Source organism: Streptomyces sp. S063, from assembly GCF_002832675.1.
Classification (GTDB): domain Bacteria; phylum Actinomycetota; class Actinomycetes; order Streptomycetales; family Streptomycetaceae; genus Streptomyces; species Streptomyces sindenensis.
Genome location: NZ_CP021707.1, coordinates 5,439,105 through 5,462,321 on the forward strand (window position 1 = coordinate 5,439,105; position 23,217 = coordinate 5,462,321).

General features: G+C 72.2%; 14 protein-coding genes and 1 pseudogene. 5 read left to right on the forward strand and 10 right to left on the reverse strand.

Annotated elements, in window-relative coordinates; translation table 11 throughout:
* Positions 1 to 9 precede the first annotated feature (9 nt).
* The 4 genes from glgB to CCZ36_RS25275 all read right to left on the reverse strand — a co-directional run bounded on the left by glgB (position 10) and on the right by CCZ36_RS25275 (position 7,879).
* On the reverse strand, positions 10 to 2,421 hold the full coding sequence (gene glgB, locus CCZ36_RS25260) for a 1,4-alpha-glucan branching enzyme (protein ID WP_128818624.1): 2,412 nt from the start codon (positions 2,419 to 2,421) through the stop codon (positions 10 to 12).
* Positions 2,422 to 2,505: 84 nt separating this feature from the next.
* On the reverse strand, positions 2,506 to 3,927 hold the full coding sequence (locus CCZ36_RS25265) for a maltokinase N-terminal cap-like domain-containing protein (protein ID WP_128818625.1): 1,422 nt from the start codon (positions 3,925 to 3,927) through the stop codon (positions 2,506 to 2,508).
* Between the two features lie 230 nt (positions 3,928 to 4,157).
* Positions 4,158 to 5,864 (reverse strand): maltose alpha-D-glucosyltransferase, encoded by a 1,707-nt coding sequence (gene treS, locus CCZ36_RS25270; protein WP_069744464.1) that lies wholly within the window; start codon positions 5,862 to 5,864, stop codon positions 4,158 to 4,160.
* Positions 5,861 to 7,879: an alpha-1,4-glucan--maltose-1-phosphate maltosyltransferase gene (locus tag CCZ36_RS25275; RefSeq protein ID WP_069744463.1), complete on the reverse strand. Its 2,019-nt coding sequence runs from the start codon at positions 7,877 to 7,879 to the stop codon at positions 5,861 to 5,863. The genes treS and CCZ36_RS25275 overlap by 4 nt, the downstream gene beginning before the upstream one ends.
* Positions 7,880 to 8,565: 686 nt before the next feature.
* On the opposite strand from CCZ36_RS25275, the gene glgP reads away from it, so the two are divergent.
* Positions 8,566 to 11,235, forward strand: a complete 2,670-nt coding sequence (gene glgP, locus CCZ36_RS25280; protein WP_128818626.1) for an alpha-glucan family phosphorylase — start codon at positions 8,566 to 8,568, stop codon at positions 11,233 to 11,235.
* 86 nt (positions 11,236 to 11,321) lie between these two features.
* Here the strand turns inward: glgP and CCZ36_RS25285 are convergent, their stop codons facing one another.
* Entirely contained in the window at positions 11,322 to 13,367 is a 2,046-nt protein-coding gene (locus CCZ36_RS25285) for a M4 family metallopeptidase (protein WP_128818627.1), read from the reverse strand.
* A gap of 389 nt (positions 13,368 to 13,756) precedes the next feature.
* Positions 13,757 to 14,347, reverse strand: a complete 591-nt coding sequence (locus CCZ36_RS25290) for a TetR/AcrR family transcriptional regulator (RefSeq protein ID WP_128818628.1) — start codon at positions 14,345 to 14,347, stop codon at positions 13,757 to 13,759.
* A 126-nt stretch (positions 14,348 to 14,473) separates the two neighbouring features.
* Here CCZ36_RS25290 and CCZ36_RS25295 point away from each other — a divergent pair, with 126 nt between their 5' ends.
* On the forward strand, positions 14,474 to 15,535 hold the full coding sequence (locus tag CCZ36_RS25295) for an FAD-dependent oxidoreductase (RefSeq protein WP_128818629.1): 1,062 nt from the start codon (positions 14,474 to 14,476) through the stop codon (positions 15,533 to 15,535).
* A gap of 82 nt (positions 15,536 to 15,617) precedes the next feature.
* Here CCZ36_RS25295 and CCZ36_RS25300 read toward each other — a convergent pair whose 3' ends face one another.
* The gene (locus CCZ36_RS25300) at positions 15,618 to 17,537 is read right to left on the reverse strand and encodes an SMI1/KNR4 family protein (protein ID WP_128818630.1); all 1,920 of its coding nucleotides are present in this window, start codon (positions 17,535 to 17,537) and stop codon (positions 15,618 to 15,620) included.
* A gap of 76 nt (positions 17,538 to 17,613) precedes the next feature.
* On the opposite strand from CCZ36_RS25300, the gene CCZ36_RS25305 reads away from it, so the two are divergent.
* The gene (locus CCZ36_RS25305) at positions 17,614 to 18,327 is read left to right on the forward strand and encodes a nucleotidyltransferase domain-containing protein (RefSeq protein ID WP_128818631.1); all 714 of its coding nucleotides are present in this window, start codon (positions 17,614 to 17,616) and stop codon (positions 18,325 to 18,327) included.
* A gap of 32 nt (positions 18,328 to 18,359) precedes the next feature.
* Here CCZ36_RS25305 and CCZ36_RS25310 read toward each other — a convergent pair whose 3' ends face one another.
* Entirely contained in the window at positions 18,360 to 18,995 is a 636-nt protein-coding gene (locus CCZ36_RS25310) for a phosphatase PAP2 family protein (RefSeq protein ID WP_237302741.1), read from the reverse strand.
* Positions 18,992 to 20,356: a diacylglycerol/lipid kinase family protein gene (locus CCZ36_RS25315; RefSeq protein WP_370738520.1), complete on the reverse strand. Its 1,365-nt coding sequence runs from the start codon at positions 20,354 to 20,356 to the stop codon at positions 18,992 to 18,994. Before CCZ36_RS25315 ends, CCZ36_RS25310 begins: the two co-directional genes overlap by 4 nt.
* A gap of 41 nt (positions 20,357 to 20,397) precedes the next feature.
* On the opposite strand from CCZ36_RS25315, the pseudogene CCZ36_RS35960 reads away from it, so the two are divergent.
* Positions 20,398 to 20,772 (forward strand): annotated as a pseudogene (locus CCZ36_RS35960) (FAD-dependent oxidoreductase); the annotation flags it as partial.
* A gap of 497 nt (positions 20,773 to 21,269) precedes the next feature.
* Positions 21,270 to 22,304, forward strand: coding sequence for an LPXTG cell wall anchor domain-containing protein (locus CCZ36_RS25325; protein ID WP_128818633.1), 1,035 nt, complete (start codon positions 21,270 to 21,272; stop codon positions 22,302 to 22,304).
* A gap of 180 nt (positions 22,305 to 22,484) precedes the next feature.
* Here CCZ36_RS25325 and CCZ36_RS25330 read toward each other — a convergent pair whose 3' ends face one another.
* Positions 22,485 to 23,096: a MepB family protein gene (locus CCZ36_RS25330; protein ID WP_079149523.1), complete on the reverse strand. Its 612-nt coding sequence runs from the start codon at positions 23,094 to 23,096 to the stop codon at positions 22,485 to 22,487.
* Positions 23,097 to 23,217 lie beyond the last annotated feature (121 nt).

Below are 23,217 nucleotides of genomic sequence, written 5' to 3' on the forward strand. Positions count from 1 at the left end.
CGGTACGGATCACGCCGGGCGGAACCACACCGTCGCCAGCGGCGGCAGCGTCAGGGAGATGCTGGACGGCCGGCCGTGTGCGGGCACCGCCTCCGCCTTCAGCGGCTCCTCGTTGCGCACATCGCCCCCACCGTACCGGGCCGAGTCGGTGTTCAGGATCTCCACCCAGCCCTCCGTGCCGGTCTCCGGCACTCCCAGGCGGTAGTCGGTGCGGACCGCCGGGGAGAAGTGCGAGACCGCGAGCAGCGGGGAGCCGTCCGCGTCGTACCGCAGGAACGCGAGCACGTTGTCCTCGGCGGCCCCGCCGTCCACCCAGCTGAACCCCTCCGGCGAGGTGTCCCGCTGCCACAGCGCGGGCACCGCCCCGTACACCGCGTTCAGATCGCCCACCAGGGTCCGCACCCCACGGTGGTCGCCGGACGCCTCGTAGGACGGGTCCAGCAGCCACCAGTCCGGGCCGTGGCCCTCCGACCACTCCGCACCCTGGGCGAACTCCTGCCCCATGAAAAGAAGTTGCTTGCCCGGGTGGGCCCACATGAAGCCCAGATAGGCGCGGTGGTTGGCGCGCCGCTGCCACCAGTCGCCGGGCATCTTCGTCACCAGCGCCTGCTTGCCGTGCACCACCTCGTCGTGCGAGATCGGCAGCACGTAGTTCTCGCTGTACGCGTACACCATCGAGAACGTCATCTCGTTGTGGTGGTACTTGCGGTGGACCGGCTCCTTCGCCATGTACTGGAGCGAGTCGTGCATCCAGCCCATGTTCCACTTCAGTCCGAAGCCCAGGCCCCCGCTGTCGGTGGGGCGGGTGACGCCGTCCCAGGCGGTGGACTCCTCGGCGATGGTGACGACGCCCGGATTGCGGCGGTAGACGGTCGCGTTCATCTCCTGGAGGAAGGCGACCGCGTCCAGGTTCTCCCGGCCGCCGAACTCGTTGGGCGACCACTGGCCGTCCTCGCGGGAGTAGTCGAGGTAGAGCATCGAGGCGACCGCGTCGACCCGCAGCCCGTCGATGTGGAACTCCTCGCACCAGTACGTGGCGTTGGCGACCAGGAAGTTGCGGACCTCGGTGCGGCCGTAGTCGAACTCCAGCGTCCCCCAGTCCGGGTGAGCCGCGCGCTGCGGATCGGAGTGCTCGTACAGCGGACGCCCGTCGAACTCGGCCAACGCCCAGTCGTCGCGCGGGAAATGGGCGGGGACCCAGTCCATGATGACGCCGATGCCCGCCCGGTGCAGGGCGTCGACGAGGAAGCGGAAGTCGTCCGGGGTGCCCAGCCGCGAGGTCGGCGCGTAGAACCCGGTGACCTGATAGCCCCAGGAGCCGCCGAAGGGATGCTCCGCGACCGGCATCAGCTCGACGTGTGTGAACCCGAGGTCCTTGACGTACGCGGGCAGCTGCTCGGCCAGTTGACGGTAGGTCAGGCCCGGTCGCCAGGAGGCGAGATGTACCTCGTACACCGAGAACGGGGCTTCGTGGACCGGCCGGTCGCCCCGGTGTGCCATCCAGTCCGCGTCCTGCCACTCGTGGTGCTTGGCGGTGACGATCGACGCCGTCGCGGGCGGCACCTCGGTGCGCCGGGCCATCGGGTCGGCCCGCACCGTGTGCGAACCGTCCGGGCGGCAGATGTCGAACTTGTACAGCGCGCCCTCGCCGACCCCCGGCAGGAACAGCTCCCACACCCCGGTCGCGCCGAGCGAACGCATCGGGAAGCCCGTGCCGTCCCAGTAGTTGAAGTCACCGGTGATCCGCACACCCCGCGCGTTCGGCGCCCACAGGGTGAACCGGGTCCCGGCCACCCCCTGGTGCTCCATCGGCTCCGCGCCGAGCGCCCGCCACAGCTCCTCGTGGCGGCCCTCGCCGATCAGATGCAGATCCAGCTCGCCGATCGCGGGCCAGAAGCGGTACGGGTCCTCCACCTCGATGGTGTTGTCGTCGTACGCCACTTCCAGCCGGTACGCGGGCACCTGCGGCACCGGCAGCACACCGGAGAAGAAGCCGTCGCCGTCGTCGTGCAGCTCGGCCCGCACCCCCGTCGCCAGCACGGTGACGGTCCGGGCGAACGGCCGCAGCGCCCGGATGAGCACCCCGCCCGGGATCGGGTGGGCGCCCAGCACGTCGTGCGGCGCGTGATGGTCGCCGGCCAGCAGGCGGCCGCGGTCCGCGCCGTCCAGCGCCGGAGCGGGGCGGGCGCCCTGGCCGTCACCGGCCTGCCGGGGGCGCGGCGGACCGGCGTCCGCCCGCTTGGACCGGACGCGCTTGGCGGGCGCGGCCTTGGTGGCGGCGGGCGCGGGCGTGGCCGTCGCGACGGCGGAGGTCTCGGCGGAGGTCTCCGCAGGGGGTTCGGCGACGGTCTCGACAGCCACCTCGGCGGGGACGTCGGCGGACTTGCGGGATGCCTTGCGGGACGGCTTGCGGGCGGTCACAGGGACTGCCTCCTCGGGGAGTGAAGGGGGAGAGCACGGGCGAGGGGAGCGGGGCGGAGGGGCCAAGGGGTCGAGGGGGAAGGCTCAGGCCGCCGCGGACTGGGCCAGCCGCTGGATGGCAGCCATCGGGACCGGCAGCCAGTCGGGGCGGTGCCGGGCCTCGTACACCACCTCGTACACGGCCTTGTCGGTCTCGTGAGCGCGCAGCAGCTCGGGTTCGCCGCGCGGATCGCTGCCCGAGGCCTGCGCGTACCCCTCGCAGTAGGCGGCACGGCAGCGGGCCGCCCACTCCGGGTTCCACGGGCGGTGCGAGCGGGCCGCGTAGTCGAAGGACCGCAGCATGCCCGCGACATCGCGCACCGGGGGCGCGGGCATCCGGCGCTCGGGCAGCGGGCGGGCCGGTTCGCCCTCGAAGTCGATCAGCGACCAGAAGCCGTCGGCGGAGCGCAGCGTCTGGCCGAGGTGGAGATCGCCGTGCACCCGCTGCTGGGCCCAGCCACTGCCCCGGACCCCGAGGTCCGTCACCGCGTCGAACGCGGCGCGCAGCCCGGGCACGTACGGCACGAGCGCCGGGACCGCCTGGGCGGCGGCCTCCAGCCGCTGGGTCATCTGGGCGACGAGCTGCCGGGTCTGGGTGCCGCGCAGCGCCGGGGTCGGCAGCGCGGCGGCGAGCGCGGTGTGCACCTCGGCGGTGGCCCGGCCCAGCGCCCGCGCCTCGGGCAGGAAGTCGCGGCCCGCGGCGAGCGCGGCCAGCGCGAGCTGCCAGCCGTCACGCGCCCCGTGCAGGAAGGGCTGGAGGACGCCGAGAGTGAGCGGTTCGGCGCCGGGGGCCTCGAACCAGGCGACCGGGGCGGGCACCCGTTCGCACCCCTCGCCGGTCAGCGCGAGCGGCAGCTCCAGGTCCGGGTTGGTGCCCGGGAAGACCCGTCGGAAGATCTTCAGGATGAACGCGTCCCCGTAGACCAGCGAGGAGTTGGACTGCTCGGCGTCGAGGACCCGGGGCGTGAGACCGGCCGGGATCTCGCCGGTCCGCTCGAAGCGCAGCGAACCGAGGCTGCCGGGGCGGCGGAACCGTTCCAGCAGCACATCGGCGAGCCGGGGGTCGTGCAGCGCGTCGTACACGGCCCGCCCGGCGAGGGGCCCCCGCTCCACCCGGCCGACCAGGGCCCCGGCGAGCAGCGGCGGCAGTGACGTCCGTACGCCCAGGAGCAGTTGGTAGCAGTCGTCGGACGCCCGGACCGACCGGGAGGGCTGCTCGACCCGCAGCAGCAGGTGCAGGAGTCCGGGGCCCGCCGTGCCGTCCAGTGGCACCATCTCGGTGGCCGAGACCAGCCGGAAGCCGGTGACCGGCCGGCCCTTGCCGGCGAACCAGCGCTGCCGGGGCAGCCATTCGTGGAGCAGTGGAGCGAGGGACGGAAGCAGGGCCCCGTCCCTCGTACTGCCGGTGGTCGCGCTGTTCCTCGTGCTCTTCGCCAGGGCGACGTGAGTGGATGCAGCCTCCGACATGGCATCGCGTCCTTTCCCCGGGCACACAGGATGCGAAGAGTGTCCCGGATTGCGGCAATGGCTGTCCGGCTGTGCGGGACGTGTCGGGAGAGGAAGGTGCTTACGGACTCGAACGGCGGAACCGTGAAGGCCCGGGGCGAGGGAACCGGTGAGGGCCCGAGGCCTTCGTTTCGCTCAGAGTGCCCCGTGCGGGGCGGTGGAAACCCGCCCCGCACGCGACCGGTGCCTTCTCAGGCCGGCGGCGCGTCCTTGCGCAGCCGGAACCAGTAGAAGCCGTGTCCCGCAAGGGTCAGCAGATAGGGCCACTGACCGATGGCCGGGAAGCGTACCCCGCCGATCAATTCCACCGGATGACGTCCGTTGAACGAGCGGAGGTCCAGTTCCGTCGGCTGCGCGAACCGCGAGAAGTTGTGCACGCACAGGACGAGGTCGTCCCCGTACTCGCGGGTGAACGCCAGCACCGCCGGGTTGGAGGAGGGGAGCTCGGTGTACTCGCCGAGACCGAAGGCCGGATTCTGCTTCCGGATCTCGATCATCCGGCGGGTCCAGTGCAGCAGCGAGGACGGCGAGGCCATCGACGCCTCCACGTTGGTGACCTGGTAGCCGTAGACCGGGTCCATGATCGTGGGGAGGTAGAGCCGTCCCGGATCGCTGGAGGAGAATCCGGCGTTGCGGTCGGGCGTCCACTGCATCGGGGTGCGCACCGCGTCCCGGTCGCCCAGCCAGATGTTGTCGCCCATCCCGATCTCGTCCCCGTAGTAGAGGATCGGGGAGCCGGGCAGCGACAGCAGCAGCGCGGTGAACAGCTCGATCTGGTTGCGGTCGTTGTCCAGCAGCGGGGCGAGCCGCCTGCGGATGCCGATGTTGGCGCGCATCCGCGGGTCCTTGGCGTACTCCGCGTACATGTAGTCGCGCTCTTCGTCCGTGACCATTTCGAGGGTGAGCTCGTCGTGGTTGCGCAGGAAGATGCCCCACTGGCAGTTCTTCGGGATCTGAGGGGTCTTGGCCAGGATTTCGGAGACCGGGTATCGGCTCTCCCGGCGCACCGCCATGAAGATCCGCGGCATCACGGGGAAGTGGAACGCCATGTGGCACTCGTCGCCGCCCGCCTCGTAGTCGCCGAAGTAGTCGACGACGTCCTCCGGCCACTGGTTGGCCTCGGCGAGGAGCACGGTGTCCGGGTAGTTGGCGTCGATCTCCTTGCGGACCCGCTTGAGGAAGTGGTGGGTCTCGGGGAGGTTCTCGCAGTTGGTGCCCTCGCGCTGGTAGAGGTAGGGCACCGCGTCGACCCGGAAGCCGTCGATGCCCAGGTCCAGCCAGAACCGCAGGGCCGCCAGGATCTCCTCCTGGACCGCCGGGTTCTCGTAGTTGAGGTCCGGCTGGTGCGAGAAGAAGCGGTGCCAGTAGTACTGCTTGCGCACCGGGTCGAAGGTCCAGTTGGACGTCTCGGTGTCGACGAAGATGATCCGGGCGTCCTGGAACTGCTTGTCGTCGTCCGCCCAGACGTAGTAGTCGCCGTACGGCCCGTCGGGGTCGGTGCGGGACTGCTGGAACCACTCGTGCTGATCGCTCGTGTGGTTCATGACGAAGTCGATGATGACGCGCATGCCGCGCTGGTGCGCGGCGTCCACGAACTCCACGAAGTCGGCGAGATCGCCGAACTCCGGCAGCACGGCGGTGTAGTCGGAGACGTCGTAGCCCCCGTCGCGCAGCGGCGACTTGAAGAACGGCGGCAGCCAGAGGCAGTCGACACCGAGCCACTGGAGGTAGTCCAGCTTGGCGGTGATGCCCTTGAGGTCGCCGATTCCGTCGCCGTTGGAGTCCTGGAAGGACCGGACGAGCACCTCGTAGAAGACGGCTCGTTTGAACCAGTCGGGATCGCGGTCCTTGGCGGGGGTGTCCTCGAACGTGTCGGGGACAGGCTCATTGACGATCATGGTGTGGGTGACCCTCCGGTCGGCGGGGACGGTCGCAGGACGGCGATGTGCGCGGGCGTGATGCCCGGCTCTAGGCGCACATAGAAGGCCCTGCCCCAGTGGTAGGTATCGCCGGTGAGCTCGTCGCGCACCGGTACGCGCTCGTGCCAGGAAAGGCCGAGCCGCTCCATGTCCAACGAGACCGTGGCCTCCTGGGTGTGGTGCGGGTCGAGGTTCACGACCACCAGAACGGTGTTCGGTCCGGAGCGCTTGCTGTAGGCGATCAGCGCTTCGTTGTCGGTGTGGTGGAAGTGGACGTCGCGCAGCTGCCGCAGAGCGGGGTTACGCCGGCGGATCCGGTTCAGCGAGGTGATCAGGGGGGTCAGCGTGCGGCCCTCGCGTTCCGCCGACTCCCAGTCCCTCGGGCGCAGTTCGTACTTCTCCGAGTGCAGGTACTCCTCGCTCCCCGGCTTGACCGGGGTGTTCTCGCACAGCTCGAATCCCGCGTACACGCCCCAGGAAGGGGCCAGCGTCGCGGCCAGCACCGCCCGCGCCTCGAAGGCCGGGCGGCCGCCTTCCTGGAGGTAGCCGGGAAGGATGTCGGGGGTGTTCACGAAGAAGTTGGGCCGCATGTAGGAGGCGGCGTCCCCGGCCAGCTCCGTGACGTAATCGGTCAGCTCCTGCTTGGTGTTGCGCCAGGTGAAGTACGTGTACGACTGCTGGAAGCCGATCGCACCGAGCGTGTGCATCATCGCCGGGCGGGTGAACGCCTCCGCCAGGAAGATGACATCGGGGTCGGTCCCGTTGATCTCCGCGATGACCTTCTCCCAGAACACCACCGGCTTGGTGTGCGGGTTGTCGACCCGGAAGATACGCACCCCGTGGTCCATCCAGAAGCGCAGGATCCTTGACGTCTCCGCCACCAGACCGCGCATGTCCTTGTCGAAGGCGATCGGATAGATGTCCTGGTACTTCTTCGGCGGGTTCTCGGCGTACGCGATCGAACCGTCGGCGCGGTGGTGGAACCAGTCGGGGTGCTCCTTGACCCACGGGTGGTCCGGCGAGCACTGGAGCGCGAAGTCCAGCGCGATCTCCATCCGCAGATTCCGGGCCGTCGACACGAAGTGGTCGAAGTCCTCCAGCGTGCCCAGCTCCGGGTGGACCGCGTCGTGCCCGCCGTCCGGCGAACCGATCGCCCACGGCACGCCCGGGTCGTGCTCCCCGGGCGTCAGGGTGTTGTTCGGGCCCTTGCGGTGGGTCGTCCCGATCGGGTGGACCGGCGGCAGGTACACCACGTCGAACCCCATCGCGGCGACCGCCGGCAGCCGCTCGGCGGCGGTCCGGAAGGTGCCGCTGACCAGCCGGGTCGGCGCGTCGGGCGAGGTGTCCGCCGGATCCACCGGCACCCGCTTCGCGCCCTCGGAGCGCGGGAACAGTTCGTACCAGGACCCGAAGAGCGCCCGCTCGCGCTCCACCCGGACCGCCAGCGGCTTGGACCGGGTGACCAGTTCACGCAGCGGATAGCGGGCCAGCACCGCGTCGGCGGCCGGGGTCAGGGCCGCGGCCAGCCGTGCCTCGGCCGGGTGGGCGGTGTCGCGCAGCGCGTCCACCGCGGCCAGCACCGCCTCACGGCCGTGCTTCTTCGGCACGCCGCCGGCCGCCCGTTCCAGCAGCGCCGCGCCCTCGGCCAGCACCAGGTCCGTGTCGATGCCCGCCGGGATCTTGATCGCGGCGTGGTGCCGCCAGGTGGTGACCGGATCGCTCCAGGCCTCCACCGTGTACGTCCAGCGGCCCTCGGCGTCCGGGGTGATGTCCGCACCCCACCGGTCCGTGCCCTGCGCCAGCTCGCGCATCGGGGTCCACGGCCCGACCCGCCCGCTCGGATCGCGCAGCACGACATTGGCGGCCACCGCGTCATGGCCTTCGCGGAAGACGGTGGCGGTGACCTGGAAGGTCTCACCGACGACGGCCTTCGCCGCCCGTCTGCCGCAGTCGACGAGGGGACGGACGTCCAGGACGGGAATACGACCGATCATGGAATCACCTGAGGGCTGGAGGAGCTCGGCGTGCACGGGGGACGGCACGGGCGCGGAGGACCGACCGCGTGTGCCGCGAAGACGGGAATCTGTCCTTTGTAACTGCTCAGCTGTCCGCTGACGGGCTGTGGGCATGGCCGCTCCTGTCCGCGTTCACTCGAATGGCACTCGAATGGGTGGGTCGCGGGGGTTTCGCGCATGTTTCGGGATGCGCGGGAGAACGTGTGCGGGCCGGGTCGTGCCGTGTACCGGGGAAGCCTTCCCCGCGTCGGAGGGTGGGAAATCCGGCGCCGTGTTAACTACTCGGTCGTAACGGGCCGCTCGGGCTCCGCCGCGCGCTGCGCGCACGCCCCGGTGGGCGCGGGAGACCCGAAGCGCCCCTACGGGTTCCGGATACCCGTTCTGCGGCGCCACACGGCAGCTTTCCCTGTGTCAGGAAGGTCCACAAGGCTGCGTACGGGAGGGAAATCGGCCAAACCCCCAGGTGGGAGGAGTGGCGGGAGGCCACCGGTGGGGTGCGTGGGGCGTCTGTGGGGAGGCGCGCGGCGGACGGCCCCCGGACCGGGCGCGCCGCCCGCGCGCCGTGGCAGCCCGCCACGGACGGCCGCTACCGTCAGGGGTGACGGAAGGGACGCACACCGTGGTGCGTCCGCTCGGATGCGCAAGTCCCCTGTAAAGGTGGAGCAGTGAAGGCCATTCGTCGATTCACCGTGCGTCCTGTCCTCCCCGAACCCCTCCGACCCCTCCACGACCTCGCGCGCAACCTGCGCTGGTCGTGGCACACCGAGACCCGCGAGCTCTTCCGGGCCGCCGACCCCGAGGGCTGGCGGCCCGCGGACGCCGACCCCGTGCGCCTGCTCGGCTCGCTGTCCGCCGGCCGGCTGACCGAACTGGCCGGGGACGCGGAGTACCTCGGCCGCCTCGCCGCGGCCTCCGCCGATCTGGCGCAGTATCTGGACGGCCCGCGCTGGTACCAGGAACAGCGGGCCGCCGGAGCCGAACTCCCCTCCGGTATCGCCTACTTCTCACCCGAATTCGGTGTCACCGCCGCCCTGCCCCAGTACAGCGGCGGCCTCGGCATCCTGGCCGGCGACCACCTCAAGGCCGCCAGCGACCTCGGCGTCCCGCTCATCGGCGTCGGGCTGCTGTACCGGCACGGCTACTTCCGCCAGACCCTCTCGCGCGAGGGCTGGCAGCAGGAGCACTATCCCGTTCTCGACCCCAACGAACTCCCGCTCGACCTGGTCCGCGAGGCCGACGGCACCCCCGCCCGGGTCGTCCTCGCACTGCCCGGCGGACGCTCGCTGTACGCGTGCATCTGGCTCGCCCGGGTCGGCCGGGTGCCGCTGCTCCTTCTCGACTCGGACGTCGAGGAGAACGCCCCCGGCGAACGCGATGTCACCGACCGGCTCTACGGCGGCGGCAGCGACCACCGCCTCCTCCAGGAGATGCTGCTCGGCATCGGCGGGGTGCGTGCCGTACGCACCTGGTGCCGGCTGACCGGCACCCCGGAACCGGAGGTGTTCCACACCAACGAGGGCCACGCCGGCTTCCTCGGTCTGGAGCGCATCCGCGAACTCATCCCCACCGGAATCGACTTCGAGGCCGCCCTGGAAGTGGTCCGGGCCGGGACCGTCTTCACCACCCACACCCCGGTGCCCGCCGGCATAGACCGTTTCGACCGGGCGCTCGTCGCCCGCCACTTCGGCGCCGAGGGCGAACTGCCCGGCGTCCCCGTCGAGAAGATCCTGCCGCTCGGCACCGAGACCTACCCCGGCGGCGAACCGGAGCTGTTCAACATGGCGGTGATGGGCCTCAGGCTCGCCCAGCGCGCCAACGGCGTCTCCACCCTGCACGGGGCGGTCAGCCGGGAGATGTTCTCCGGGCTCTGGCCGGGCTTCGACCCCGCCGAGGTCCCGATCACCTCCGTCACCAACGGGGTCCACGCCCCGACCTGGGTCGCCCCCGAGGTGTTCCGGCTCGGCGCGGGCCAGGTCGGCGAGGGCCGCGCCCACCAAGTGCTGGCCGGCGGCCCGGTGGCCGACGAGGCCTCCGCGCAGACCGGCACGCCCCGCCGGTGGGACGCGGTGACCGGCATCGGCGACCAGGAGATCTGGGACCTGCGCCGGGATCTGCGCGGCCAACTCGTCACCGAGGTCCGCCGCCGCCTCTACGCCTCCTGGCGCAGGCGCGGCGCGGGCACCGCCGAACTGGGCTGGATCGACGGCGTCCTCGACCCGGACATCCTGACCATCGGCTTCGCCCGCCGCGTCCCCTCGTACAAGCGGCTGACGTTGATGCTGCGCGACCGCGACCGGCTGCGGGAGCTGCTGCTCCACCCGACGCATCCGATCCAGATCGTCGTCGCGGGCAAGGCCCACCCGGCCGACGACGGCGGGAAGCGGCTGGTGCAGGAGCTGGTGCGGTTCGCGGACGACCCGCGCGTGCGCCACCGCATCGTGTTCCTGCCGGACTACGGCATGGGCATGGCGCAGAAGCTCTACCCGGGCTGCGACGTCTGGCTCAACAACCCGCTGCGCCCGCTGGAGGCCTGCGGCACGAGCGGGATGAAGGCGGCGCTCAACGGCTGCCTCAACCTGTCGGTGCGCGACGGCTGGTGGGACGAGTGGTTCGACCCGGACTTCGGCTGGGAGATCCCCACCGCCGACGGCTCGGCGGTCGACGAGGACCGGCGGGACGAGCTGGAGTCGAACGCCCTCTACGCACTGATCGAGGACCGGGTCGCCCCGCGCTTCTACGACCGGGGGGCCGGGGGCCTGCCCGGCCGGTGGATCGAGATGGTCCGCTCCACCCTGGTGAACCTCGGCCCGAAGGTGCTCGCGGGACGGATGGTGCGCGAGTACGTGGAACGCCTGTACGCCCCCGCCGCCCAGGCCCGCCGGGCACTGGAGCCCCAGTCGGCACGGGATCTCGCCGCGTGGAAGGCCAAGGTCAGGGCTGCCTGGCGCGGGGTCTCCGTCGACCATGTGGAGACGGTCGCCGGGGACGCCTCGGGCGGTTCGGCGGAGCTGGGGGCCACCCTGGCGCTGCGCGTGCGGATCGCGCTCGGCGGCCTGGAGCCGGACGACGTGGAGGTCCAGGTGGTCGCGGGCCGGGTCGACCCGGGCGACACCATCGCGGACGCCCAGACCTTCCCGCTGAAGCCTGCGGGCGGTCAGGACCTGGAGGACCGCTGGCTGTACGAGGGCCCGCTCACCCCGGACCGGACGGGACCGTACGGCTACACCGTGCGCGTCCTGCCCGCCCACCGGCTGCTGGCCACCAGCGCCGAACTGGGCCTGGTCGCCCTGCCGACCGAGGCGACGGGGGAGGGCGGGGGCGTGCTGATGCGCTGAGCGCGCGCCCCGGCGGGACGAGCCACGGCGGACGGCCCGGGAGGGGGTGGAACCCCCTCCCGGGCCGTCCGGTGCTTGTCAGCGGATCAGAAGGTCAGCTTGAAGCTGTTGATCCGGCCGGTGTCCGAGCGGTACACGTCCTGCACCCGCAGCTTCCACTGCCCGTTGGCCACCTTGGACGAGGCGTTGACCGTGTAGGTCGCCACCACGTTGTCCGCGGAGTCCGAGGCGGAGGAGTTCTTCAGCCGGAAGGTGCCGCCGTCCGGGGCCACCAGGTCGATGACCAGGTCACCGCGGTAGGTGTGGGTGATGTTGACGTCCGCCTTGAGGGTGCTCGGGGCGTTGCCCGCGATACCGGTGACGTTGACCGCGCTGGTGACGGCCGCGCCCGCGTCCGGGATGTTCACCGGGGTGGTGTTCTCGAACACCTTGCCGCCCGGGTCGGGGTCGCCGCCGCCGGGGCGGGAGCCCACGTTGATGCCGGCCCAGGCGTGGGCCACGGCCGCGTACTCGGGGCTGGTGGCGCCGTACAGCTCACTGGCGACCGCGAGCGTGCCGGTGCGTGCGGCGGCGTAGTTGGTCGTCGAGGTGAACTTGGTGGTGAGCGCCTTGAACCAGATCAGCGACGCCTTGTCCCGGCCGATGCCGGTGACCGGCAGTCCGTCGGAGGTCGGGGAGTCGTAGCTGACGCCGTTGATCGTCTTGGCGCCACTGCCCTCGGAGAGCATGTAGTACCAGTGGTTGGCCGGGCCCGAGGAGTAGTGGACGTCGACGTTGCCGATGCCGGAGTACCAGTAGTCCTTGGAGCTGCCGTCCCGGCTGGGCTTGTCCATGTAGCGCAGCGGGGTGCCGTTGCCGCGGATGTCGATTTTCTCGCCGACCAGGTAGTCGCCCTTGTCCTGGGCGTTGTTCGCGTTGAACTCGACGGCGGCGGCGAAGATGTCGGACGTCGCCTCGTTGAGACCGCCGGACTCACCGCTGTAGACGAGGCGTGCGGTGTTCGATGTGATGCCATGGGTCATCTCGTGGGCGGCCACGTCGATGGAGGTCAGCGGCTTGGCGTTGCCGTCGCCGTCGCCGTACGTCATGCAGAAGCAGCTGTCCTGCCAGAAGGCGTTGACGTAGTTGTTGCCGTAGTGGACGCGGGAGTACGCGCCGACGCCGTCGCCCCGGATGCCGTTGCGACCGTGCACGTTCTTGAAGTAGTCCCACGTGAGCGCGGCGCCGTAGTGGGCGTCGGCACCCGCGGTCTCGGCGTTCTGCGGGGTGCCGTCGCCCCAGACGTCGTCCGGACCGGAGAACAGCGTCCCGGTGCCGGAGCTGCCCCGGTTCAGGTTGTACGTCTTGTGGTTGCCGCGCGTGGTGTCGGTCAGGGTGTACGAGGGTGCGGTGCCCAGGGTGACCTGGCCGCTGTACTGCGTGTTGCCCGTGCCGTTGTGGACGGCCTGCCACTCGTAGAGCTTCTCGCCCGTGGTGGCGTCCGTGACCACGTGCAGCTCGTTCGGGGTGCCGTCGTGCTGGAGTCCGCCGACCACCGTCTCGTACGCCAGCCGCGGGGAGCCGCCGCCCGCCCAGACCACCTTGCGCGGGGCGTTCTCCGCCTTCTTGGCCTTCGAGCCCTCGGCCCGGGCCGCGCCGAGCGCCTGCTTCTCGGCTGCGGCCGGGGCCACGTCGGCGGTCAGGCCGACGGCCTTCAGCTGCGCGCCGGTCGCCTTCGACGCCTTGCTCACGCCCTGGGTCTTCCCGGCCGCGGACTCCTTGACCACGAGGTCGCCGCCGAGCACGGGAAGCCCGTTGAGGGTGCGCTCGTAGCGGGTGTGCGTGGTGCCGTCGCGGTCCTGGACCACGTCACGGACCACGAGCTTCTCGGTGGACCCGAGACCGAGCTCCTTGGCGGTGGCCGCCTTCGTGGCGTTCGCCTCGCTGAGCAGCTCCGCGCGCTGGGCGGGGGAGAGCTTGGCGGGCAGGGCGCCCGGGTCGGCCTTCGTGCCGGCGGTGATCCCGCCGAGCGGGGCCGAGGCGGGGGCGGAGGTGGCGGTCGCGGTACCGGACGGAACGGCGACGGCCATGAGGGCTGCGGCGGCTATCAGAGCGCCGGTCGCGGTGGCGCGACGGCTGGGCGTGGATCTCACGCGGACTCCTTCTGCGAGGGGGGTACCGGGCGGCCTGGAGGGGCCGTCCGGACGGTGCAGGCGGTGCGCAGAACGGGGTGAAGAGTGTCAGCAGACGGCCATGTCTGTCAGGAGCGCGTCAATAACTTGGCCGGATTTCGTTCGTTGCCGGAAAGGTCATGTTCGTTAAGCGGACGTTTCGCCGATCATTGCCACCGTGTTACCGGGCGTTCTGGAGCCCGGTATTCACAGGGTGGTCACAGGTTTCGTGCGCAAAGACCACCGGGCCGACCCGGGCGGGGAGGGGCGTGATGACCGCCAGGTGAGACGACGTCGGGTTCTGGCCAGATCCGCGCGCCGGAACGTGCCGGTCCGTCAGGGTAGGGGGATCCCTTGGGGCCGCAGTGCGTTCAGGCGGTCGCGTCCGGCGGGTACACCGTGTCCAGGAGGTCGCGCACGAAGTGTTCCGGGTCGTCGAGCCCTGCCGCCGCGAGCGTGCCGGGCCCGTTCGTCAGGAGATGCGGCACCGCCGCGTGCAGGGCGAGGGTGACGACGGCGGCCCGCTGCGGGGTCACCGGCAGCCCGGCGGCGCGCTGGGCCAGCTCGAACCCCGCGAAGTCGCCGCTCGCCATCGGGTCGAGGATGCCGGAGAGCCAGGGCCGCCGGGTCGCCTCGGCCTGGAGCTCCAGCACCGCGAGGATCCGGGAGCGGCCCGGCCCCGCGACGTTCTCCAGGAGCGAGCGGAAGAGGCGGACCAGGGCCTCGCGGTCCCCCGGACCCGGGCCGGCGGCCAGCTGTCCGGTGAGTGCCAGGTACTGCTCCAGGCAGCGTTCCGCCACCGCGCGGAGCACGGCGTCCCGGGTCGGGAAGTAGTTCTTGGTGGTGCCGGGCGGCACCTCGGCGGCCCGGTCCACGGCCCGGTGCGTCAGTCCGCGCCCGCCGTCCCGGGCCAGCACCTCGATCGCCGCGTCCCGCAGCCGGTCCCGCCGGTCCGGATTCACCCGCGCTCGCTCCCTCGTCCCGTCGCCTGTCCTTGTCGATGCTACCCCAGTCGTGGTACCACGGATGTGGTGGTTCTTGGGGGCGGCTCTCTTCTGAAGGGGCCGTACGAGCATCGGGAGCGCGACATGACAGGGACAGCGACCGTGGTCGGCGCGGGCATCGCCGGGCTGGCGACCGCGATCGGCCTCCGCCGCGCGGGCTGGAGCGTGACCGTGCTGGAGCGCCGCCCCGAACCGGAGCGGTACGGCGCGGCCTTCGGCATCCACCCCACCGCGCAGTCCGCGCTCGACCGGCTCGGTGTCGGCGACGCCCTGCGCGAGCACGCCGTGCCCTACCGCGACGCGCACATCCGCACCCCCGACGGGACGTCCATCGCCCGCCTCCCGCTGGAACGCATCGAACGCACAGCAGGCCGCCCCGAACTCCTCATCTCCCGGCCGTACTTGCTCGACGCCCTGCTGGCGGGCCTGGACGCCTTCGGTGACGTACCGGTCAGACTCGGCGAGCGGGTCACGGATGTGGACGCCCTCGCCGCCGGGCAGGACCTGGTGATCGGCGCCGACGGCATCCGCAGCGCCGTCCGCACCGCCCGCTTCGGCGACCGCAGCGGCCCGCGCCAGGTCGGCACCGTCGCCTGGATCGGCATCGCGGACATCGAGAGCCCGGTGCACGGCGAGACCTGGGGGAGCGGCCGCTTCTTCGGGCTGACCCCGGTCGAACCGGGCCGCACCAACTGGTACGCCACCGCCCCCGAGGCCACCACGGCCGAAGAACTGCGTGGCCTCTTCGCGGGCTGGCACGACCCGATCCCGCGGATCCTGGACGCCACCGACCCGGCGACCTGGATCCGTTACGAGATGCGCCATCTGTATCCGGCGCTGCCGTCCTTCGTCTCCGCCGACGCCTCGGCGGGCCGGGTGGCGCTGGTCGGCGACGCGGCCCATGCCATGACGCCCAACCTGGGCCAGGGCGCCTGCACCGCGATCCTGGACGCGGACGCCCTGACCCGCGCGCTCGCGGCGGCGCCCCCGGGCCCGGCGGGCGTCGCCGGAGCCCTGCGCGCCTACGACCGGGAGCGCCGCCGCAGCGCACAGCGGACCGCCTTCGCCTCACGGACGCTGCACCGCTTCATGAGCACGGAACGCACCCGGCTGCGCAACGCGACGGTACGGCTGCTGCCGGGGTGAGGACGGCGAACCCGGTCGCCCGGGTGCCCCGTGCGGCCGGGCCGGAGTACGGCCTGCACGTCGTACGGGCGCCCTGCCGCCGTCAGTTCGGGCCCCACTCGAACCTGGTCACGGTGAAAGTCTCAGCGTCCTGTGGCGGACGCGTCCAGGAGCGGGTGGTGCATGTGTGCAGCCGCCCTCGGGTGATCGCGTGGCGCGGCAGGTGGACTCCGAACTCGTCGGCTACCGCCTCCAGCAGCGCCCGTTCCGTCCCGATGGCCTCCGCCGTTCCGACGGGCCCCTCCCGGGAGGTGAAGAACCGGCCCGGGTCCAGGTCCGGTGGGATCTGCCCGGTCCGCCGCACCTCTCCGTCCGCGTACGTGAAGGCGTACAGCTCCGCACCGCCCCGCGCCACGGAGAGGTGGAAGAACGGGTCCCCATGCCCGCCCCGCAGACCGCCCCACACGACCACAGCGCGGCCGTCCGCGCAGGCGGCAGCGGCCGGAGAGACGAACAGCCGCGGTGCGAGACGCGGACGGCTGCCGTCGAAGGCGAAACTCCAGCGAGCGCCTGCCCGGCCGACCGCTACAAGGGCCCTGTCGTCGAAGGCGGAGAACTCCCGCCCGCGGAGCGACCGGCTGTGCGCTTCGTGGAGGGTCATGGGCCCGTCCAACGCGGCCCCCTCCCCGTCCGCGAGGCGTCCGGGCAGGTCCTGCGGCTCCACCCCTTCGACCAGGACGAACCGGTAGGACGTGTGGTCGCCGGGGGCGGCCGGGTCCGCGAGCCAGGACAGACCCTCCGGATCGGAGTGATCCGCACCGTCGCTCCGTGGCTCACCCGGCTGTCCGCCCCGGGGAGTGGACAGCAGCACGCGGCCCCGCTCCGGGGTCAGCAGCGGGCCGAGCAGAGGATCGGCCACCCAGCCCAGCGGCGCCAGATGGTCGGGCCCCAGCGGCTGCCACAGCGGCAGGGCGTCCAGCATCGTCCGCCACGCCCCGTCGGTGTCGCCCCACCGAGCCGACTCCCGCGCCCGGTCGACCGCCTCCCCGAACGGCCCGGCCGCCGTGTACCCGTACGTGCCCGAGCGCACCTGCTCCAGCAGCGTGTGCGCCAGCGTCACCACGTCCTCGGTGGCTCCCCTGAGGCGGTACTTCAGCGTGGAGTCGTCCCGGTGCCGGTGCGCCGCGTGATCGGCGACCAACGGCGGGAGCAGTTCGGGGGCGTACCGGGGGTCTGTCGCCAGATCCTCGTACGACAGGTCCGTCCGTCCGAGCAGGCGGCGTATCTGGTCGCCCAGCCCGGCGGCCCTCGGCCTGCCGTATTCGCTCGCCCCGTCCAGCGCCCGCTCGGCCTCTTCCCAGTCGCCGCCCAGCGCCAGCAGCCGGGCCTCCGCCACCCGGGCGTCCAGCCGCCGCGTCGTGGCGTTGACGAACTCCGGCTCCCCGCCCGGCGTACGGGCCCGCAAGCGGTGGAACTCCCGGTGCATCTCCCGCATGAACGTGGCGAAGTCCGGGAACCGCCGGGGTGATTCGGCCCGCCAGCTCGCCCAGGTGTACACGGCCCACTCGCCGCCCTCGTCCACGTCCTCGGGGTCCAGCACCACGTAGGTCGCGTCGGACTCGACGTCGAGCTGGAGCCCGCGGCGCCAGATCCCCACGTCCCGCAGTTCCTCGGGGGTGGGGTCGCCGTCCAGGAACTCCTCGAACATCGCCGAGAGCCCTGACGCGTCGTTGTGCCAGCGGGCCTCCGAGGTCCCCGCCAGCAGGGTGACGAACCCGCCCGCGTGCCGCCACCCGTCGCTGACGGCGAGGAACTCCCGGTACGACGGGGGCAACCGCCGGCCGAGTCGTTCCTCCAGGGCCGCTATCCGGCCCTCGGCCGCCGCCGGGAACCCCAGCCAACGATCCCGCCGGGCGGTCTCATCCTCCCGCGCGTGCGTCCCGTCGTCGGAGAGGGAGTCCGACCACTCCCCGCTCCAGCCGCGCAGGAACGGTCCCCAGGTGAAGGGCGTCGCATCCGTCATACGACCGATGCTGCCACCCGCCACTGACAGCGCCCCGCGACGTCCGGACCACGCGGGGCCACGGCAGAGTGGGGGCATGGACGTACTCGAAGTTGCCCGTGCCTTTGTCCTGGAGCGTCACCCCGACGCCCGCGCCGCGTTCCTCGGCGGCAGTGTCCTGACGAGCCGCCGCACCGCCCGGTCCGACCTGGACGTCGTCGTCCTGCTCGACGGCCCGCCCGCCCCGTACCGCGAGAGCCTGCGGTACGGGGACTGGCCCCTGGAACTGTTCGCGCACACCGAGGACTCCTGGCACAGCTTCGTGATCCCGGAGATCGCGCAGCGGAGATCGCCCCTGCTGTGGATGTGCGCCGACGGGGTGCTGCTGCTCGACGCGGACGGGACAGGAGCACGGATTGCCCAGACGGCGAAACGTCTCGCGGCCGCGGGGCCGCCCCCGGTCACCGTCACGGCGCTCGAAGACGCCCGGTACGCGCTGACGGATCTGCTCGACGACTTCGCCGACGTTACGGACGCGGGGGAGCGGTTGTTCGTCGTGGCCGAACTCGTCCGGCGGACCGGCGAGCTGGCGCTGCTGACCCACGGCACGTGGCTCGGCGGCGGCAAGTGGCTCGCCCGGCGCCTCGAACCCGTCGCGCCGGATCTGGCTGCGCGCCTGGACGAGGCGGCGCAGGCCGCGCTGCGCGGCGCGCCGGAGGGCCTGACCTCGCTGGTCACGGAGGTCCTCGACGGGGCGGGCGGCCCCGTCTGGGAGGGGTACCGCCGCAGTGGACCGCGGAAGACGGCCTGAACCCCGGCCGCAATTCCCCGCTGTCAGCGGGGTTATCCCCAGCGCAGCCCCCTGCGCAGCCGGCCTGCCGTGACCGCGCTTGCGACGCCGAGGGCCGCGCCCGCGGTCACGTCGCCGGGGTAGTGGACGCCGGTATGGACACGGGAGTAGGCGACGGCGCTCGCCAGGCTCCAGAGCGGCAGCAGGGCCTCCGGCAGGACAGTGCCGGCTCCTACGGCGAACGCGACGGCCGAGGCGGTGTGGCCGGACGGGAAGGAGGCGGAAGCGGGCATGGGGACCTGGCGTGCGATCGTGACCCGGGCTGCCTCCCGGTCGGGGCGCCGCCGGTGGACCAGGCGTTTGGCGAGCAGGTTCGCGGATACGGAGGCCACGGCGACCGCGCCGAGCCCCGCACAGGCCGCCCGCCGGGGCCGTCCGGGGAAGACGGCGAGCCCGGCGGCGATCCCCAGCGAGAGCTTGGAGTGGTCCGCCGCCCGCGACAGCCGCCGCAGCGCCGCGTCCAGCGTGGGTGTGGGCGTGGTGGCCACCGCCGCGTACACCGCACCGTCAATGGCGCGCAGGTCGCGCAGCGCGGCGGCGACGATCGACCCCGCGGTCCCCGCCTGGCGCACCCCGCCCGTCTCGTCGTCGGGAACACCGGTGGCGCTGTGTCCGTCCGCCGCCCTCATCGCGCCCGCCCGAGGGCCAGCGCCGTGATCCAGCGCCAGTTCAGCGGTGAAGCCGGCGCCACCGTGCCCGGCCGGGTGCGGGGGACCAGGACGCGCAGGGCCCGGCGACGCACCGTACAGACGACCGGGGTGGGCAGCATCAGCGCCTCACCGTCCACCGCGACCGGAATCACGTCGTCCGGGGCGGTCACCTCGACCCCGCGCACCGTCGCGAAGACGACGCCCTGTGCGCGTTCGCCCCGCACGGCGAGGTCGGCGGCCTGGGCCGCGCTCTCCACGCGCACGGCGATCACCCCGAGCTTGCCGCGGTCCAGGCGCGGCCGCAGACCAGCGGCGAGCGGATCGGGCGCGGCATAGGGGTTGTTGGTGACGAGAACGGCCTGCTGTCCGGTGAGCAGCTTCTCCCCGGCGGCCGCGTCGAGGCGCCTGCCCTCCGTCCCGAGCAGGTCGGGCAGCAGTGCGAGCGCGGTCCCCGCTTTCGCGTCGCGGTACTCGGGCCGCTGCACGATATCCGCGTACGCCCCGAAGGACACGGTGTTGACGAAGGGCCGCCCGTTCACCATGGCCAGGTCGACGCGGAGTTCCTCGCCGTCGGTCAGCGCGTCCAGACAGCGGGCCGGGTCGGTGCGGTCGAGGCCGAGGTCCATGGCGAAGTGGTTGCGCGTGCCCGCCGAGATCACCAGGAAGGGCAGCCCGTGCTCGGCCGCGACGCCCGCGACCAGCGCCTGGGTACCGTCACCGCCGGCCACTCCGAGCAGGTCGGCACCGTTCGCGGCGGCCTCGCGCGCCAGCTCCTCCACATCGGTCCCACCGCCCTCGGTGTCGAGCACGTGCACCCGCGCACCGAGCCGTTCGGCCTTCTCCACGAGCCCGAAGCGGCCGACCTTCCCGCCCCCGGAGCGCGGATTCATGATGACGAAGGGCTGCCGCGGCCGCCTTCCGGCGCTGCCGCGCACCACGTACGCCTTGCCGTGCGCGCGCATCGCCGCCCGCCCGCAGACCAGGGCCAGGCCGTACAGCGCCAGGGCGAGCAGCGCCCAGACCCAGACGCCCCGCCAGATGTAGTAGACGAGCACCGCGACCGGCGCGGCGACCGCGAGCAGCGCGCCGAGCAGGCGGGGCAGCCCGCGCAGGGAGAGCAGCCACCACAGGCCGACGGCGGACAGGACGAGACCCGCGATCCCGGCGACGAAGACCAGTGCCCCGACGTCGACGAGCGCCAGGCACAGCACCGCGACCACGGCCGCGAGCGCCACCAGCGCGCACCGGGCCAGGAACCGCGCAGCTCCGCGCGAGGGCCGACGACCGGTCACCCTTACCACCTCCGGACCGATTCTCGACGATGCCGCCCGGCCCGGCATCCGGGGCCGGGCCGGGCGGCATCGCGTCCGGCCCCGCGCAACCGCGGATCCTGGACGCCACCGACCCGGCGACCTGGATCCGCTACGAGATGCGCCACCTGTATCCGGCGCTGCCGTCCTTCGTCTCCGCCGACGCCTCGGCGGGCCGGGTGGCGCTGGTCGGCGACGCGGCCCACGCCATGACGCCCAACCTGGGCCAGGGCGCCTGCACCGCGATCCTGGACGCGGACGCCCTGACCCGCGCGCTCGCGGCGGCGCCCCCGGGCCCGGCGGGCGTCGCCGGAGCCCTGCGCGCCTACGACCGGGAGCGCCGCCGCAGCGCACAGCGGACCGCCTTCGCCTCCCGGACGCTGCACCGCTTCATGAGCACGGAACGCACCCGGCTGCGCAACACGACGGTACGGCTGCTGCCGGGGCGAGGCCCCGGGCGCGGGGTTCGGATCCGGGGTGCCCACCGCGCGGGAACGGGCGCGGCGGCCGGAGCGCCGGGCCGTGGCAGGCAGCGGCTCGGACAGGGGAGCGGGATCCGCAGGCGCGGGCCAGAGGCGGAAGTTGCCGGGCTCCGGCAGTTCTGACCACCGGACATGGGGGGATTCTCACCTGTACGGCGGCGGTCGTCGTGCGGCTCAATGGAGCCGCAGCCGCCCCCGCGCGGCTGCCGCGCGGCCCCACCCGCACGATCCGCTCGCCCGCACGCGTCCCGCCGGGACCCGGCCGGGGGAGCGGGCGGGCCCCCGCGGGGCCTTTGTCCTGGATCACGGTTGCTTTCCGTGGCCACGTACAACCCCGCACCACCCACAACTGTCATATCTCCTGGCCACACCCGTGTCTCCCTCCACCTTCGAAACCGGACGGCCCTCCCAGCCTTCGCGCCGCCCCCGCGGCGCCCAGACTCACCCGAGGTCCTCATCTCATGAAGCTCCGCCGCGCCATGGCGCTCGCAGCAGCGACCGCCGTGCTCGCCCCCGTCACCCTCCTGTCGTCGTCCGTGGCCTTCGCGACCCCCGGTCCCACCCCCGGGGCCACCGAGTCCTCCGCCGTGCCGGAGGAGTCCGAGACGGCTCCGCCCACCGGTGAGGAGACCCCGGCGGCCGAGGAGTCCGAGACTCCTCCCGCCGCCGAGGGTGACGAGCAGCCTCCGGCCGCCGAGGAGGACGAGAAGCCCGCCGGTGACGAGAAGCCCGGGACCGTTCCGGCACCCGCCTCGACCTCCGCCTCGCCTTCCGCCTCGCCCACCTCGCCTGCCGAGATGTGTGACGTCATGGAGGAGCCCACGTTCGACAAGAACCTGAGCACCACCCTCTCCGGCCTGCCGTCCAAGGTCGTCGCGGGCAGCGGGTTCCACGGCTTCAAGCTGAACGTGGTCAACAAGGGCGACAACGCCTACAAGCGCGTCGACCTCGGTGTGTTCGCGGGGCAGGTCGACACCGAGACGTGGGAGGAGACCACCGGTCACCTCACGCTCCAGTTCAAGGACCCGGAGTCGGGCGCGTGGACGGACATATCGCTGGACGTGGAGGACGAGAACGCGGGTTACCTCGGCTACACCGACATCCGGGCCAAGGAGTCCTTCGCGATCGACATGCGGCTGAGTGTCGACAAGAAGTCCCCCGCAGGCTTCGGCTACGCCCTCACCATCGGCCTCTACGCCGACGACCAGGGCAACTGCGTCTTCGCCGACAGCCGGCAGTTCTACGAGTTCGACGTTCTCGGCGCCGGTGAGGACCCGGGCAAGCCGAACGAGGCCGAGCCGCAGGAAGGCGGCAAGAAGCCGCTGCCGGACATGCCCGTGGGCAACACCGAGGTGAAGCCCGAGGGCACCCTGGCCCAGACCGGTTCGGACTCCGACCTGCCCCTCATCGCGACCCTCGGCGGAGTGGCGATCCTCGCCGGCGCCGGTGTCGTCTTCGCCCTCGGCCGCCGCCGCAAGGGCGACGCGACCGCCTGAGACAGGTGACGCGAGGGGGCGCGGCCCGGCCGGGCCGCACCCCCCGTGCTGTGACGAGGGTGAGGCCGGGGGCATAGGGCGTCAGGTAGGAGAGGGTCTGTCAGTCGCGGGCTCCGGCGAGGAGCTCTTTCGGACCGACTGCGGGACGAGCCATTCCGAATGATCAGTGGTCGTAGGTGATCAGCGATCGTGTGATGGGCTGGTCGGTCTTGTGGTTGTGCCAGCGGTGTCCCGCGGGTGGTAGAGCTCTTGGGCGCGGGCCAGGTCGATAGGCCCGTCCTGGTGCAGGTGCAGGAAGAAGTCCAGCTGCCACGCTTGCGCCCTGCCGGCCTGGCGGTTGGTGGTGGTCACCCAGGGCGGGTAGACGCGGAAGGCTCGTTTCCCACCGGAACCATTCGCTGATACGACACCGTGTTGGCGGAGCGCGCCCATGGGAAAGAGGAACTGGCCGAAGTGGTGATGGTCGCGGGTGCTGATGATGAAGAGGTCGACGGGGTCCGTGGCGTCGAAGGGCTGGATGGGCCCGGCCGGGGACCTCTTCCAGACCGTGACGAATTGGCCGACCTTGGTGGGGGTCGTCTTGGCTGCGCGGAACCGGATGGAGAGGCCGTCAAGGGTGAACTCGTGGGCGGCGTAAGCGGCACCCTCGGCTTCGGGCACTGGCTGCGAGCAGGTGAACCCGCAGGGGTCGTAGACGAGTGCCTTCGCCGCGATGAGATCTCCGTGGGCCGGGGCGGTGCTCAACCACGGTCTGGGATGGAGATCGGATGAGTACGCGCGGTTCGTCGTCATTCGTTCACCCTGTCACGGGCGTGGACGCAGTCGGCTCGACTTGGGGGGCGTCGCTCTCGTCGAGGTCGTCCGAATGCTGACGGGGTGTTCGGGAACGCAGACACGGCGTCCAAGATCGTTC

Excerpts from the sequence above, each read along its gene's own strand:
- CCZ36_RS25310 (WP_237302741.1), bottom strand. The coding sequence starts at position 18,995 with ATGAGGGCGGCGGACGGACACAGCGCCACCGGTGTTCCCGACGACGAG.
- CCZ36_RS25295 (WP_128818629.1), top strand. The coding sequence starts at position 14,474 with ATGACAGGGACAGCGACCGTGGTCGGCGCGGGCATCGCCGGGCTGGCG.
- treS (WP_069744464.1), bottom strand. The coding sequence starts at position 5,864 with ATGATCGTCAATGAGCCTGTCCCCGACACGTTCGAGGACACCCCCGCC.
- CCZ36_RS25315 (WP_370738520.1), bottom strand. The coding sequence starts at position 20,356 with ATGCCGGGCCGGGCGGCATCGTCGAGAATCGGTCCGGAGGTGGTAAGG.
- CCZ36_RS25265 (WP_128818625.1), bottom strand. The coding sequence starts at position 3,927 with ATGTCGGAGGCTGCATCCACTCACGTCGCCCTGGCGAAGAGCACGAGG.
- CCZ36_RS25275 (WP_069744463.1), bottom strand. The coding sequence starts at position 7,879 with ATGATCGGTCGTATTCCCGTCCTGGACGTCCGTCCCCTCGTCGACTGC.
- CCZ36_RS25305 (WP_128818631.1), top strand. The coding sequence starts at position 17,614 with ATGGACGTACTCGAAGTTGCCCGTGCCTTTGTCCTGGAGCGTCACCCC.
- CCZ36_RS25330 (WP_079149523.1), bottom strand. The coding sequence starts at position 23,096 with ATGACGACGAACCGCGCGTACTCATCCGATCTCCATCCCAGACCGTGG.
- CCZ36_RS25325 (WP_128818633.1), top strand. The coding sequence starts at position 21,270 with ATGAAGCTCCGCCGCGCCATGGCGCTCGCAGCAGCGACCGCCGTGCTC.
- CCZ36_RS25300 (WP_128818630.1), bottom strand. The coding sequence starts at position 17,537 with ATGACGGATGCGACGCCCTTCACCTGGGGACCGTTCCTGCGCGGCTGG.